General features: G+C 71.5%; 15 protein-coding genes. 7 read left to right on the top strand and 8 right to left on the bottom strand.

Features of this window, described 5'->3' with window-relative positions:
* Window positions 1-108 precede the first annotated feature (108 nt).
* Window positions 109-1,377, bottom strand: a complete 1,269-nt coding sequence (locus ACH4UK_RS36040) for a condensation domain-containing protein (RefSeq protein WP_398363337.1) — start codon at window positions 1,375-1,377, stop codon at window positions 109-111.
* A gap of 242 nt (window positions 1,378-1,619) precedes the next feature.
* Here ACH4UK_RS36040 and ACH4UK_RS36035 point away from each other — a divergent pair, with 242 nt between their 5' ends.
* Window positions 1,620-2,216 carry a GNAT family N-acetyltransferase gene (locus tag ACH4UK_RS36035; RefSeq protein WP_398363335.1) on the top strand — a complete coding sequence of 199 codons (597 nt, stop codon included), beginning with the start codon at window positions 1,620-1,622 and terminating at the stop codon, window positions 2,214-2,216.
* A gap of 73 nt (window positions 2,217-2,289) precedes the next feature.
* Here the strand turns inward: ACH4UK_RS36035 and ACH4UK_RS36030 are convergent, their stop codons facing one another.
* Window positions 2,290-2,991: an HAD family hydrolase gene (locus ACH4UK_RS36030; protein ID WP_398363334.1), complete on the bottom strand. Its 702-nt coding sequence runs from the start codon at window positions 2,989-2,991 to the stop codon at window positions 2,290-2,292.
* A gap of 79 nt (window positions 2,992-3,070) precedes the next feature.
* Window positions 3,071-4,405, bottom strand: a complete 1,335-nt coding sequence (locus ACH4UK_RS36025; RefSeq protein WP_398363332.1) for an NAD(P)-binding domain-containing protein — start codon at window positions 4,403-4,405, stop codon at window positions 3,071-3,073.
* 142 nt (window positions 4,406-4,547) lie between these two features.
* On the opposite strand from ACH4UK_RS36025, the gene ACH4UK_RS36020 reads away from it, so the two are divergent.
* Together ACH4UK_RS36020 and ACH4UK_RS36015 are read left to right on the top strand one after the other, a co-directional pair.
* Window positions 4,548-4,922, top strand: a complete 375-nt coding sequence (locus tag ACH4UK_RS36020) for an ArsR/SmtB family transcription factor (RefSeq protein WP_398363330.1) — start codon at window positions 4,548-4,550, stop codon at window positions 4,920-4,922.
* Window positions 4,923-4,974: 52 nt separating this feature from the next.
* Entirely contained in the window at window positions 4,975-5,448 is a 474-nt protein-coding gene (locus ACH4UK_RS36015) for a GNAT family N-acetyltransferase (protein WP_398363328.1), read from the top strand.
* Between the two features lie 35 nt (window positions 5,449-5,483).
* Here ACH4UK_RS36015 and arsB read toward each other — a convergent pair whose 3' ends face one another.
* On the bottom strand, window positions 5,484-6,617 hold the full coding sequence (arsB, locus tag ACH4UK_RS36010) for an ACR3 family arsenite efflux transporter (RefSeq protein WP_398363326.1): 1,134 nt from the start codon (window positions 6,615-6,617) through the stop codon (window positions 5,484-5,486).
* Window positions 6,614-6,922, bottom strand: a complete 309-nt coding sequence (locus ACH4UK_RS36005; protein WP_398363325.1) for an ArsR/SmtB family transcription factor — start codon at window positions 6,920-6,922, stop codon at window positions 6,614-6,616. Before ACH4UK_RS36005 ends, arsB begins: the two co-directional genes overlap by 4 nt.
* A 95-nt stretch (window positions 6,923-7,017) precedes the next feature.
* On the opposite strand from ACH4UK_RS36005, the gene ACH4UK_RS36000 reads away from it, so the two are divergent.
* A complete protein-coding gene (locus ACH4UK_RS36000) occupies window positions 7,018-7,440 on the top strand; it encodes an arsenate reductase ArsC (protein WP_398363323.1) in 423 nt (140 codons plus the stop codon).
* Between the two features lie 25 nt (window positions 7,441-7,465).
* Here the strand turns inward: ACH4UK_RS36000 and ACH4UK_RS35995 are convergent, their stop codons facing one another.
* Window positions 7,466-8,341 (bottom strand): LysR family transcriptional regulator, encoded by an 876-nt coding sequence (locus tag ACH4UK_RS35995; protein ID WP_398363321.1) that lies wholly within the window; start codon window positions 8,339-8,341, stop codon window positions 7,466-7,468.
* A gap of 134 nt (window positions 8,342-8,475) precedes the next feature.
* Between ACH4UK_RS35995 and ACH4UK_RS35990 the strand changes: the two genes are divergently transcribed.
* The 3 genes from ACH4UK_RS35990 to ACH4UK_RS35980 all read left to right on the top strand — a co-directional run bounded on the left by ACH4UK_RS35990 (window position 8,476) and on the right by ACH4UK_RS35980 (window position 11,292).
* Entirely contained in the window at window positions 8,476-9,450 is a 975-nt protein-coding gene (locus ACH4UK_RS35990; protein WP_398363319.1) for an EamA family transporter, read from the top strand.
* A 21-nt stretch (window positions 9,451-9,471) separates the two neighbouring features.
* A complete protein-coding gene (locus ACH4UK_RS35985; RefSeq protein ID WP_398363317.1) occupies window positions 9,472-10,470 on the top strand; it encodes an ArsR/SmtB family transcription factor in 999 nt (332 codons plus the stop codon).
* Between the two features lie 141 nt (window positions 10,471-10,611).
* On the top strand, window positions 10,612-11,292 hold the full coding sequence (locus ACH4UK_RS35980) for a hypothetical protein (RefSeq protein ID WP_398363316.1): 681 nt from the start codon (window positions 10,612-10,614) through the stop codon (window positions 11,290-11,292).
* Between the two features lie 28 nt (window positions 11,293-11,320).
* Here ACH4UK_RS35980 and ACH4UK_RS35975 read toward each other — a convergent pair whose 3' ends face one another.
* Together ACH4UK_RS35975 and ddaH are read right to left on the bottom strand one after the other, a co-directional pair.
* Window positions 11,321-11,725: a hypothetical protein gene (locus tag ACH4UK_RS35975; RefSeq protein ID WP_398363314.1), complete on the bottom strand. Its 405-nt coding sequence runs from the start codon at window positions 11,723-11,725 to the stop codon at window positions 11,321-11,323.
* Window positions 11,726-11,787: 62 nt separating this feature from the next.
* Window positions 11,788-12,600: a dimethylargininase gene (ddaH, locus tag ACH4UK_RS35970; RefSeq protein ID WP_398363312.1), complete on the bottom strand. Its 813-nt coding sequence runs from the start codon at window positions 12,598-12,600 to the stop codon at window positions 11,788-11,790.
* Window positions 12,601-12,602 lie beyond the last annotated feature (2 nt).

Below are 12,602 nucleotides of genomic sequence, written 5' to 3'. Positions count from 1 at the left end.
GGGTGGCGCGGCGTGTCTCCGCGTCGCGAGGACGGGACGAGACGCGACACCGAACCCGCAAGGAGCTGCTGTGGACCGTCGAGGACGGGCCTGGGCGGAGAACAGCGGTTACCAGACGAGGTCGTTGACGATCCGCGACATGAGGGCCCGGTACCGATCGGCCACCCCGTGGATCGTCGCCTCGTCGTACAGGTCGGTGTTGTACTCGATCTGGCAGCGGATGCCGGACTCGCCGGGCCAGACGTTGAGCGTGATGTCCGCCTTGCTCGCGTGTTGGGAGAAGGACCTGCGCTCGCAGACGGCGCCCTCGAGCGTCAGCGGCCCCACCCGGTGGGTGTGGCAGATGAACAGCGTGCGGAACAGGTAGGGCGGCAGGTTGTCGGAGCCGAACCGCGCGATCAGGTCCTCGTACACGGTGATGAGCGGCACCTCTTGGTGTCGCAGGGCCTCGGTGAGGGTCCGTGCGCTCAGGTGCAGCAGGTCGCGCAGTGCCGCGCGTTCGGGCAGCCTCATCCGGACGCAGTGGGTGTTCGTCAGGAACCCCACACAGTCCTGCGTCCCCGGGCGGGACCGGTTCGCTGTCGGGACCCCGACGACGATGTCCTCCTGGCCGGCGTACTCGCGGAGCAGCAACTGATAGGCGAGCAGGGCGACAGCGGTGATGGTGACCCGTTCGGCGCGCGCCACGTCACGGACGCTGCCGGCGAGGGCGGGAGGCAGTTCGAAGTCGAGCCGGTCACCGGCGAAGGTCTGGTAGGGACGCGCGGGCCGGTCGTAGGGGACGGTGGAGCCGTCCTGGAGGTCGGCCAACTGCCGCGCCCAGAAGTCGAGGAGCGGCACCGCTTCGGCGGATGTTGTCAGAGATCTCTGCTGCCGGGCGAAGTCGGACTGCTGGCCGGGCGGCGGGCCGGGGAAGGGCGTCCGGCCCGCGCGGACGGCTGCGTACGCCGTCGCGAGGTCATGGAGCAGAACGCCCATGGACCAACCGTCCAGGACGAGGTGGTGCACGATGATGACCAGGACGTGCTCGTCCTCACCGGTGCGGTGCAGGGTGAACCGGCTGGGCCGCTCGTGGGCGAGGTCGAAGAGGTGCTCGGCGTCTGCGCGGACGGCGGCGTCCACCTCGGCCGGCGTCGGAGCACCGGGGCCGGTCCGGTCGTACCGGATCAGCGCGCCGGTGGGGGCGGGCAGCGCCCGGAGACGGACTTCCTCCGGGCCGGGGACGAAGACACTGCGCAGGGACGCGTGACGCTCGACGACGAGGTCCACGGCCCGTGCCAGGGCCGCCACGTCCAAGGGGCCCCGGACGGTGTGGACGTTCTCCACGTTGAAGGCGCGGTTCTCGTCGGGGTTCGCCGACATCGATGTGAACAACATTTCCTGAAGCAACGTTGACGGGTCGTCAACTGTGTGCGTCGTTCCGTCGACCCGGCTCTCCCTGATGGTCACCGTGGCGTCCCTTTCTCTTTCTCCGCCTCTCCCCGGTGGCATTCGCTCCGGAAGGCGCCGTAGGTACCCTACATGCATGCGAAGTGGGTACTTCTGTTCCCCTGTGCCCGTCTTCCGTGAGATCACCGCGGCCCCCGGGCCGGGCTGTCGGCCGAGAGAATTGCAGGCGAATGACGCACGTTCAGCAGGGTGAAACAGCGTCCCCGAAGCGCGATGTGACGGTCCATGAGGAAGTGATCGACGGCTTCGGCACGGTCCGCATGCGCGTCGTCGATCCGGCGGCGGACGCCGAGGTCCTCCACTCCTGGGTCACCCAGGAGCACGCTCGCTACTGGGGCATGCTCGGCGCCGATCAGGAGCGGGTCCGCGACATCTACGGATATGTGGACTCCCTGGCGACCCATCATGCCTATCTGGTCCATCTGGACGACCGGCCGGTCGCGTTGTTCCAGACCTACGAGCCCGAGCACGACCCGGTCGGCGAGTGCTACGAGGTCCAGCCCGGTGACTTCGGCGTCCACGTACTGATCGGCCCGCCCGTCGGCCCGGCCGCGCCGGGCTTCACCGGCACACTGCTCGGCTTCTTCCTCGGCCATCTGCTCGAGGACCGGAGCCGCACGAGGATTGTCGCGGAACCGGACTCCCGAAACGACCGGGCGATAGCCCGCTTCCTGCGGACCGGTTTTGTGAAGGGACCGGAGATCGAGCTTCCCGAGAAGCGGGCCCGACTCGTATTCCTGGACCGGGCCGACTTTCGCAGGAACTGACAGGAGCTGAGCGGGGTGCCGCCGGCCGCGTGGCCCCGCCGGCGAGCGCCGCGCGGGCCTTCGACGCCGGTGCCTAGAGAGGGCTTCGCAGCCTGTCCTCGCTCGGCCGGGCCGCCCCCGGCCCGGTCAGCAGAGCCGGCAGTTCACGCATGTCGTGGAAGACCGTGGTCCCAGGCCCGGTCAGCCACTCGGCGGGGGTGACGCCTCCCCCGTACCCGAGGCAGCGCATTCCGGCGGATCGAGCCGCCAGAACACCGGGGCGGCTGTCCTCGACCACCACGCACGCGGCAGGGTCGACGCCCATCCGCTCGGCGGCGTAGAGGAAGAGATCGGGGGCCGGCTTGCCCCGGCCGACCTCGGTCGCGCTGTGGATGCGGCCGGCGAACCGTTCGTAGAGGCCGGTACGCCCCAGGGTGTGGCGCATCTTCTCGTGCGTGCCGCTGGACGCGACGCAGGTCGCCAGGGCTGCCGCGGCCAACGCGTCCAGGGCCTCGGGCAGACCGTCGACAGGAGTCAGTCCCGCGTCGACGGCGTCGCGGTGATACCGCTCGAACAACTCGATCCAGCGGTGCGCGGCGCTCCGGCCGAGCCGGGCCTCGACCGCGTCGCCGATCGCCGTCAGTGAGCGCCCCATGAACATCTCGATGATCGCGCGCTCGGTCAGCGGCCACCCCAACTCGACCCCGATACGCCGCTGAACACGCAGCGCGATGCGCTCGGTGTCCACCAGCACTCCGTCGCAGTCGAAGATCACCAACTCCACCGGTCCGTTCATGGGCCCAGACTAGGCCCCCTGCTGACGGTGTGAGGGGTTCCGTCCCCGGGGCGCGGGAGCCCGCGCTCGCGGTCGGCGGTCACGAGCCGCAGCAGCCGTCCGCCGGGGCTTCACCGCCGGTCGCCGGAGCGGCTGCCGGGTCGTCGAAGAGTCCGGCTCCGCCGCAGACTCCGGTTTCGGGGAGGGCGAGTTCGACGCGGTCGGCGGCCTCGATGTCGCCGGCGAGGGCGGCCGCGACGGAGCGGGCCTGCTCGTAGCCGGTCAGGGCGAGGAAGGTCGGGGCGCGGCCGTAGGACTTCATGCCGACGAGGTAGGCCCCGGTCTCCGGGTGGGAGAGCTCGCGGTGGCCGTGGGGGTAGACGGTGCCGCAGGAGTGCTGGTTGGGGTCGATCAGCGGAGCCAGCCCGGTCGGGGCCTGGAGCCGCTCGTCCAGGCGGAGGCGGAGCTCGTCGAGGAACCCGAGGTCGGGACGGAAGCCGGTCAGCACGATGACTTCGTCGACCGGGTCCAGGCGGTTCCCGTCCTCGCCGACCAGCACGAGGCGGCCGTCGGCGGCGCGCTCGATCGCCTGGGTGCGAAAGCCGGTGACCGCGTCCGCGTGACCCTCGTCGACCGCGGCTTTCGCCGCGAGCCCGAGAGCGCCACGGGCGGGCAGTTGGTCGGCGCTCCCGCCGCCGAAGGTGGTCGCGGAGATGCCCCGGCGCACCACCCAAACTCCGTGCGTGCCCTCGCCGTCGGCGGACCTGGCGAGGCCGGCGAGCTGGGCGAGTGCGGTGAAGGCGGAGGCTCCGGAGCCGATGACGGCGGTACGGCGCCCCGCGTGACGGGCGCGGACGGCGGGGTCATCGAGGTCGGGGACGCGGTAGGTGATCCGGTCGGCGGCGGCCTTCTCGCCGAGGGCGGGCAGGCCGGAGGCGCCCGCCGGGCCCGGGGTGGTCCAGGTGCCGGAGGCGTCGATGACGGCGCGGGCGAGGACCTGCTCCTCGCGGCCGTCGGTGCTGGCGATCCGCACGACGAACGGCTGCTGGTCCCGGTCGGCGTCCACGATCCGGTCGCGGCCGCTGCGCGAGACGCCGGTGACCCGGGAGTCGAGGCGTACGCGCTCGCCCAGGGCCTGGGCGAGCGGCCGCAGGTACCGCGCGGCCCAGTCCCCGCCGGAGGGATAGGCGGCCGGGTCGGGGTGGGTCCAGCCGGTGGGCGCCAGCAGCTTTTCGGCGGCCTGGTCGACGAGCTCGCTCCAGGTGGAGAACAGCCGCACGTGCGCCCAGCCGAGGACCGCCGCGCCGGCGGTGGCCCCCGCCTCCAGAACCAGGGGTTCGATGCCCCGGTCGACCAGGTGGGCCGCGGCGGCGAGGCCGACGGGTCCGGCCCCGATCACGACGACGGGCAGTTCGGAGCGGGCGGGTGGGTTCACGGTGGCGACTCCCTGCTTGATTCGACATCTGTCGATGTGTTGGTGCTGCCGAGGATGCCACTTGTATTGATGTGCGTCAACATAGATGAAATTCGAAGCAGGGGCCTTCGCTCGCTGGTTCGACGTATGTCAACATAGGGATATGTCGCATGCGAAGGGTCTGCCGCTCCTCGATCCCGCCGACGGGCCGGGCGTCACGCCGTGCTGCCCGCCCCTGACCGAGCGGCCGATGACCGACGAGGAGGCCCGGACCGCCGCGCCGATGTTCAAGGCCCTCGGCGATCCGGTGCGTCTGCGGCTCTTCTCCGCCGTGGCCTCGCACGGGGGCGGGGAGGCGTGCGTGTGCGATATCTCCGACGTCGGTGTCTCCCAGCCCACCGTGTCCCACCATCTGAAGAAGCTCAAGGAGGCGGGACTTCTGACCTCCGAGCGGCGCGGCACCTGGGTCTATTACCGGGTCGAACCGTCGGTGCTCGCCGCGATGGGGCAGCTGCTGGCTCTGCCCGCTGCCGTCTGACGGGGCCGGGACGGCGGAAAGGGGTGTGCGGGTGAGCCGGACTGTCGCGCCGATGACCGTGGAACACGCCGATCAGGTGCTGGCGATCTATCGGGCGGGCATCGACGAGGGCCATGCCACGTTCGAGACCGCCCCGCCGGCCTGGGAGGTCTTCGACGCGGGGAAGCTGCCCGGCCATCGGTTCGTCGCGCTCGACGCGAGCGGGGTGGTCCTCGGCTGGGTCGCCGCGAGCCTGGTCTCGGACCGGTGCGCGTACGCGGGCGTGGTCGAGCACTCCGTCTACGTCCACCCCGCCGCCCGGGGCCGGGGTCTGGCCTCGGTCCTGCTCGGCGAGCTGATCCAGTCCACCGAGCGGGCCGGGATCTGGACCGTCCAGGCGGGTGTCTTCCCCGAGAACGAGGCGAGCCTGGCGGTCCACCGGCGGGCGGGGTTCCGGGTCATCGGCACGCGGGAGCGGGTCGGACGTCATCGCGGAGTCTGGCGTGACGTCGTCCTCGTGGAGCGGCGCAGTCCCCTCGTCGTCTGACCCGGCTCACCGTGGAGGAATCGCACCGAAGACCCTCAGGCGGGTGGCCCGCCGGTCACCGTGTCGGCGGCGAACCTCCTGCGCCAGGCGAGCGCGACGTACACCAGCCCGATCAGCACGGGTACCTCGATCAGCGGGCCGACCACGCCGGACAGTGCTTGTCCTGAAGTGACGCCGAACGTCGCGATGGCGACCGCGATGGCCAGCTCGAAGTTGTTGCCGGCGGCGGTGAACGCGAGGGTGGTGGTGCGGTCGTATGCGAGGCCGAGGCTCTTGCCGAGGAGGAACGTCCCGAAGAACATGATCGCGAAGTAGACGAGAAGCGGCAGGGCGATCCGTGCGACGTCCAGCGGCTGCGAGGTGATCGTCCTTCCCTGGAGGGCGAAGAGGACGACGATCGTGAACAGCAGCCCGTACAGCGCCCAGGGGCCGATCCGCGGCAGGAACTTCGCCTCGTAGCCGCTGCGGCCCATCGTCCGCTCGCCGATGCGGCGGGTGAGGAAGCCGGCCAGCAGCGGGACGCCGAGGAAGATGACGACGTTCAGGGCGATGTGCCACACGGACACGTCCAGGCCCTGGCCGTCGCCGAGGTTCAGCAGGCGCGGCAGCAGGTCGAGGTAGAACCAGCCCAGCAGGCCGAACGCGAAGACCTGGAACACCGAGTTGAGGGCGACGAGGACGGCGGCGGCTTCGCGGTCGCCGCAGGCGAGGTCGTTCCAGATGATGACCATGGCGATGCAGCGGGCCAGGCCCACGATGATCAGGCCCGTGCGGTACTCGGGCAGGTCCGGCAGGAAGATCCAGGCCAGGGCGAACATCACCGCCGGGCCGACGATCCAGTTGACGACCAGCGAGGAGACCAGCAGCCTGCGGTCGCCGGTCACGCGGTCGAGCCGGTCGTAGCGGACCTTCGCCAGTACCGGGTACATCATGACCAGCAGACCGAGCGCGATCGGCAGGGAGATCCCGCCGATCTCGATCTTCGCGAGCGCGTCGTTCAGGCCGGGGACGAGGCGTCCCAGGCCCAGCCCGACGGCCATCGCGAGGAGGATCCACACCGCGAGGTAGCGGTCGAGGGTGGAGAGCTTCCCGACGATCGAGTCGTCCCCGGTCTCCGGGCCGGCGTCCTGGGCGGCGGCGGAGGCGGTGGTGGGTTCGGTGGGCGTCACGGACAGGTCCTCTTGTTCCCGCCGGAGGTACGGGCGGACTCCGCCAGCGCGGCGAACTGCTCGGAGAGTCCGGCCAGAACGTCGTGACGCAGCTTGTAGTAGGTGAACCGGCCGCACGGCTCGGTCTCCACCAGCCCGGCCTCGCGCAACACCTTCAGATGGTTGGACAGGTTGGTCTGCCTGGCTCCGGTCTCCTCGACCAGATGGGTCGTGCAGAGCGTCTCGCGGGCCAGCAGGGTCACGATCCGGAGGCGGAGCGGATCACCCAGCGCCCGGATCACATCAGGATCGACTGAAGTCAGCATGCGCTGATATTCTCACATCACCGCTCGCTGATACCAGCGGGGGCTGAAGTCACTGGCGGCCGACGGCCGTCGTGCGACGAGAGAGATCCATCGACATGGCCGAACCTTCCGGCAAGCCGTCCGTCCTGTTCGTGTGCGTCCACAACGCCGGCCGTTCCCAGATGGCCGCCGCCTGGCTGGCCCACCTGGCAGGGGACCGCGTCGAGGTCCGCTCCGCGGGCTCGAACCCCGGCGACGCCGTCAACCCGGCCGCCGTCGAGGCGATGGCCGAGGTCGGCATCGACATCTCCGCCGCGACGCCGAAGATCCTCGACGTCGAGGCGGTCCGCGAGTCCGACGTCTGCGTCACGATGGGCTGCGGCGACACCTGCCCCGTCTTCCCCGGCAAGCGTTACCTCGACTGGCGGCTGGAGGACCCCGCCGGTCAGGGCGTGGCCGCCGTCCGCCCGATCCGCGACGCGATCAGGACCCTGGTCGAGGACCTGATCGAGGAGATCGCGCCGGATACCGCAGCCTGAGCGGGATGCGCGACGCGCCCCGCGTTCACTCTTCCCCGATGCCCAGGAGCTCCAGGAACGCCGTGGCCGCCGCGGTGCGGCTCTCCCGGCCCCAGATGACGTACTCGACGCGGGCCGGCGCGTCCGTGATCTCGATCGTCGTCACCCCGGCCAGCCCCGCGACATACGTGGGCGGGAGCAGGGCCACGCCCAGGCCCGCGCCGACCAGGCGGGCCAGGTAGTCCGCGTTGGTCACCTCGAAGGCGACCTCGCGGGTGAGGCCGGCGGCGGCGAAGGCGAGATCGGACTGGGCTCTCCCGGCGGTCTTCGCCGGGAGGTCCACGAACACCTCGCCCGACAGTCGGCGGAGGTCGACCGAGGACGCGCCGGCGAGCGGGTGGGCCGGGGAGACCACGGCGACCAGCCGCTCCCTGGCCAGCTCCCGGGCCATGACGCCCCGAGGCCGGGCCGTGACCGGGACACCGAGAAAGGCCACCTCGATCCCGCCCTGCCGGACCTGCTCGACGAGATCTTCGCTGGCTCCGACCGTCAGGCTGACCCGGGCCTTGGGATGGCGCCGGTGGAAGTCCTTGAGGACGGTGGGGAGGTCGACGGCGGCGACGGTGGGGATCAGGCCCACCCGGAGGCGTCCGCGCACCTCCCCTACGGCCGCCGCGACTTCGGCGGCGGCCCGCTCCGCCGCCTCGACGCACTGGCGCGCGGCGGGCAGGAAGGCCGCGCCCGCCGGGGTCAACCGGACCCGCCGGCTGGTGCGTTCGAAGAGCCTCGCCCCCAACTCCTTCTCCAGACGCGCGATCTGGTGGCTGAGCGCGGACTGGACCACCAGACAACGCTGGGCTGCCCTCGTGAAGTTGTTCGTCTCGGCCACGGCGATCACGTACCGCATCTGCTGGAGCTCCATCGATCCATCGTGATACGAGATCCATCGCGTGACAAGCATGTGTTGGACTCATCGATCACCTCGGCCCGAGACTGGTGACGACCACAACGCGGAGGAAGCCTCCGTGCTTTTCCCCTCCCGGAACTCGAGGCGAGATGACGAGCCCAGAGCATGTGCGCACGGCGGCCCTGACCGGTCTCGCTCCGGCGGTCTGGGGCAGCACCTACCTGGTGGCCACCGAGCTGTTGCCACCGGACCGGCCGCTCCTGGCGACCACCCTGCGGGCCCTGCCCGGCGGTCTGGTGCTGCTGGCCCTCGGCCGGAGGCTGCCGGCCGGCGTCTGGTGGTGGCGCGCACCGGTCCTGGGCGTCCTGAACATCGGCGCCTTCAACTTCCTGCTCTTCTTCGCGGCCTACCGACTGCCGGGCGGCATCGCCGCGATGATCATGTCGGCCCAGCCCGTGTTCGTCGTGATCCTCGCTGCGCTCTTCCTCGGTGACAGGATCAGGGCCCTCCACGCCCTGGCCTGTGCCATGGGCGCCGGGGGTGTGGCGCTGCTCGTCTTCAGGGGCACGGAGTCGCTCGACGCCCTGGGCGTCCTCGCCGCGGTCGGCGGTGCGCTGTGCATGGCTCTGGGCATCACGTTGACCAAACGGTGGGGGCGGCCGGAGGGGGTCGGGCTGCTGACGTTCACCGGATGGCAACTCACGGCGGGCGGACTGGTCCTGCTGCCGTTCTGGCTGTCGCTGGAGGACCTGCCCCACGGTCTCACCGGATCCAACGTCCTCGGGTTCGCCTACCTCATCACGCTCGGCGCGGTCCTGAGCTACATCGTGTGGTTCCGAGGCATCGAGCGTCTGCCCGCCGTCGCGGTCTCCTTCCTCGCACTCGGCAGCCCGGTCGTGGCGACCCTGCTCGGCTATCTCGTCAAGAACGAGACACTGTCGGCGCTCCAGTCCGTCGGCATGGCCGTCATCCTCGTGGCGGTCGTGCTCGGCCAGCGCCCAGCCGGACCGCGACCCGCGGGGACCTCCTCGGCCGCGTCGGCCGCCCCGGCCGCCCGTCGCGCGGGTGCGGATGAGGACGGAGCGCCGGACCCGAGGCATGCTGGGGGTGCGCAGAAGCGCTGAGGCGGCGGTAGGGGGCGGTCCGTGCTACGCATTCACTTCACGGCGCAGGACCTCGCGCGGACCCGGGTGGCCGCGAGCATCGGAGCCGCGGCGGAGACCTATTACAGCCTGGAGCTGCTGCGGGAGAGCCAGGACGTCTCCTGCTTCCGGCGGTGGCGGTCGGAGGTCGCGGGCCGGATGAGGGCGGACACCCGCCCGTTGACGTCGCTGCTCCCGGCGCGCGGCCCGGGGCTCGACCTGCTGGCTCTGATGGGGGACGTGCCCTCCCTGGAGCACGCCGTGGACAACTGGATGTCCGCCCCCGCGGCCCGGCTACGACGGGAGTTCGAGGGCGTCGACTTCGCTCCCGTACACCGCTCGTGGGCCCGGCGGGTGTACGGGGGAGACCTCGGGGCGCGACGCGAGTTCGCCGACGCGGTGCGCGCCTGCCACCGGCTGACCGTCGAGCCGTACTGGAACAAGGGGCGCTCCGAACTGGTCGAGCTGTCCTCCCGCTACTCGCATCTGGTCCTCGACGGAGGCGTCGATCTGCTGTTGCGCTCGCTCTGCCCGCCGCTGGTGCGCTGGCGTCCGCCCGTGCTGGAGGCCCCCTACCCCCGCCGCACGGAGGTGCGCCTGCAGGGCCGGGGACTGGTCATCACCCCCACGGTCTTCTCGCCGCTCGCCGTCAGCCTGCTGTGGGACCCGCTCGACACCGCACAGCCGCCGCGCCTGACCGTGCCGGTCCTCGGCGAACCGCTGACCGGAGCCGCAACGGCCGGGCCGGACGGCTCTCCCGGCCGGAATCTGGAGGCGCTCCTCGGCCGCACCCGGGCCGCCGCGCTGGGGGTGACGGCGGAGGGCTGTACGACGACGGAGCTGGCCCGCCGCCTCGGCGTCTCGGTCCCGGCCGCCAGTCAGCACGCGACCGTGCTGCGGAACGCCGGTCTCATCACCACCAGCCGCCGGGGCGGATCCGTGCTGCACCTCATCACGCCGCTGGGGCGCACCCTGTTGAGGACGGGGGCGATCCCTCTGTGAACCCGGGGCCCCCACGGCCCGGCACCGGCGGATCCCCCCGGGGAAGGCCTGTTAAGGCGTGGCTTAACAGCTGGGGCGAGGGCCCCCGGATCCCTCACGATGTGAGCCGCACACCGGCTCACGTCCTGGAGAGATGTCTTGATGTCACATCGTTGGTCGGCCGCGATCGCCCTGGGCTCGATGGCCCTCCTCGCCGGCTGCTCGGGAGGCGACCGGGAGGACCCAGCGCCCGCCGCCGACCCGGGCGGAACCCCACCGCCGAGCGTGTCCGCCCCGGTGTACACCCCGTTCGGGAAGTTCCCCGGCGGCGAGCTGCTCCACACGGGCATCGGCGAGCCGCTGGGCGTCCGGGTGAAGCCGGTCGACGCGATGTGGACCCCCGAACTGGCCGGTGAATCGGCCGCCGCGGGGAGCCACTTCCTCGCGGTGTACGTCGCGACGACGGGTGAACTGGCGGACCGGGCGGTCAAGAGCGCCCGCCTCACCGGTCTGACCCTGCGCATCACGCCGGCCTCGGGCAGTTGCGGAAAAGGTCCGTTCCTCAAGGAGGGCGAGATCGACTGCGTCACCGAGGCCTATCCGCGCAGCCAGCTCGCCGAGGTCGCCGACGGCGAGTGGCGGAACTTCGCCTGGACCAACATGAGCGTCATGGGGTCGCCCCTCCAGCGGGGCGAGACGAAGATCGGGGTCTTCGGATTCAGCCTGCCCGACACCGTGGACCCCACCGGCTTCGAGCTGTGCGCACCGACCGAGGAACACCCCGTCGACACGGGCGCTTTCCCCTGCGTCCCGGTGAAGGCACCCGAGAACAGCCGGAGTTGAACCGTCCTCGTCGCCACCGGCCGGGGCGTCAGGGCCGCTCGGGACCCGGGCTCGGCGGCGGGCCGTACGCCTGCACCAGCGCATTGCGGACGGCGACCCGCCCCGCCTGGCGGAACGCGTGGGGGTGGGTGTCCACCTCGTGCACCTTGATGGTCCGCAGGACGACCGCGACGGCGACCGTCGTCCCGGGGTCGAGGGCCGCCAGCTCCTCGCGGACGCCGGAGCCGAAGGCCTCGTGCAGCTCGGACACCTCCGCGTCCGGCCAGCCCGGCACCGTGCTGGTGTCCGCCGTCTCGAACTCCACGCCCTCCTCCCAGGGTTCGAAGTCCGCCACCGCCATGGCGAAGGAGGACGGACAGCCGCTCTGGCGGACGTACGCGGCCTTGACGGCGCGCAGGGGGCGGGGAGGGAAGGTCCGCGGCTCGGAGGTCATGCCCCCACGGTATCGGGGCCCCGGCGGCCTCCCCGCGGAATTTTCGCGGGGAGGCCGGCGGCTCAGGAGTCCCGGCGCAGCTCCAGGGTGCAGCACTTCACGCTGCCGCCCGCCTTGAGGAGTTCCGACAGCTCCACGCCCACGGGGCGGAACCCGCGCTCGCGCAACTGCCCCGCCAGGCCGGTCGCGTTCTGCGGCAGGACCACGTTGTGCCCGTCCGACGTCGCGTTCAGCCCGAACACCGAGGCGTCCGCCGCGGAGGCCAGGAGGGCGTCCGGGAACAGCCGCTCCAGCACGGCCAGGCTGCCGGGGGAGAAGGCCCCGGGGTAGTAGGCGATCGTCTTCTCGTCGAGCACGGTGAGGGCGGTGTCCAGGTGGTAGTAGTCGGGGTCGACGAGGGTCAGCCCGATCACCGGGCGTCCGAAGTACTCCTGCGCCTCGTCGTGGGACCGAGGATCGCTGCGGAACCCGGTGCCCGCCAGCAGCCAGTCGCCCGCCAGGAGATAGTCGCCCTCCCCTTCGTTGACGCACGCGGCCGTGCGCAGGTCGGGAAAGCCGTTGTCGCGCAGCCAGTCGTGGTAGGCCGGGCCCTCGGCGATGCGCTCGGCGTCGCGGAACCGGGCCACGAGGGCCCGCCCGTCGACGACGGTCGCACCGTTGGCCGCGAAGACCATGTCGGGGAGACCGGGGACGGGGTCGATCGTGTCGACGGTGTGCCCGAGGCTCAGGTAGACCTCGCGCAGTCGCTCCCACTGGGCGATGGCCAGGGGAGTGTCGACGGGCTTCGCCGGGTCCATCCACGGGTTGATGGAGTAGACCACGTCGAAGTAGGTGGGCCGGCACATGAGGTAGTGCCGGGCACGTGCGGTACGCATGG

The sequence above is a fragment of the Streptomyces sp. NPDC020884 genome (assembly GCF_044333935.1).
Classification (GTDB): Bacteria; Actinomycetota; Actinomycetes; order Streptomycetales; family Streptomycetaceae; genus Streptomyces.
The sequence above is the reverse complement of the archived record's forward strand: the minus strand, read 5'-3'. Positions and strand labels throughout refer to the sequence as shown.

Bases quoted from the DNA above. Each gene is read 5' to 3' on its own strand.
- ACH4UK_RS35995 (WP_398363321.1), bottom strand. From the start codon at position 8,341: ATGGAGCTCCAGCAGATGCGGTACGTGATCGCCGTGGCCGAGACGAAC.
- ACH4UK_RS35975 (WP_398363314.1), bottom strand. From the start codon at position 11,725: ATGACCTCCGAGCCGCGGACCTTCCCTCCCCGCCCCCTGCGCGCCGTC.
- ACH4UK_RS36040 (WP_398363337.1), bottom strand. From the start codon at position 1,377: ATGTTGTTCACATCGATGTCGGCGAACCCCGACGAGAACCGCGCCTTC.
- ACH4UK_RS36020 (WP_398363330.1), top strand. From the start codon at position 4,548: ATGTCGCATGCGAAGGGTCTGCCGCTCCTCGATCCCGCCGACGGGCCG.
- ACH4UK_RS36015 (WP_398363328.1), top strand. From the start codon at position 4,975: ATGACCGTGGAACACGCCGATCAGGTGCTGGCGATCTATCGGGCGGGC.
- ACH4UK_RS36005 (WP_398363325.1), bottom strand. From the start codon at position 6,922: ATGCTGACTTCAGTCGATCCTGATGTGATCCGGGCGCTGGGTGATCCG.
- ACH4UK_RS35990 (WP_398363319.1), top strand. From the start codon at position 8,476: ATGACGAGCCCAGAGCATGTGCGCACGGCGGCCCTGACCGGTCTCGCT.
- ACH4UK_RS36035 (WP_398363335.1), top strand. From the start codon at position 1,620: ATGACGCACGTTCAGCAGGGTGAAACAGCGTCCCCGAAGCGCGATGTG.
- ACH4UK_RS35980 (WP_398363316.1), top strand. From the start codon at position 10,612: ATGTCACATCGTTGGTCGGCCGCGATCGCCCTGGGCTCGATGGCCCTC.
- ACH4UK_RS36030 (WP_398363334.1), bottom strand. From the start codon at position 2,991: ATGAACGGACCGGTGGAGTTGGTGATCTTCGACTGCGACGGAGTGCTG.
- ddaH (WP_398363312.1), bottom strand. From the start codon at position 12,600: ATGCGTACCGCACGTGCCCGGCACTACCTCATGTGCCGGCCCACCTAC.
- ACH4UK_RS36000 (WP_398363323.1), top strand. From the start codon at position 7,018: ATGGCCGAACCTTCCGGCAAGCCGTCCGTCCTGTTCGTGTGCGTCCAC.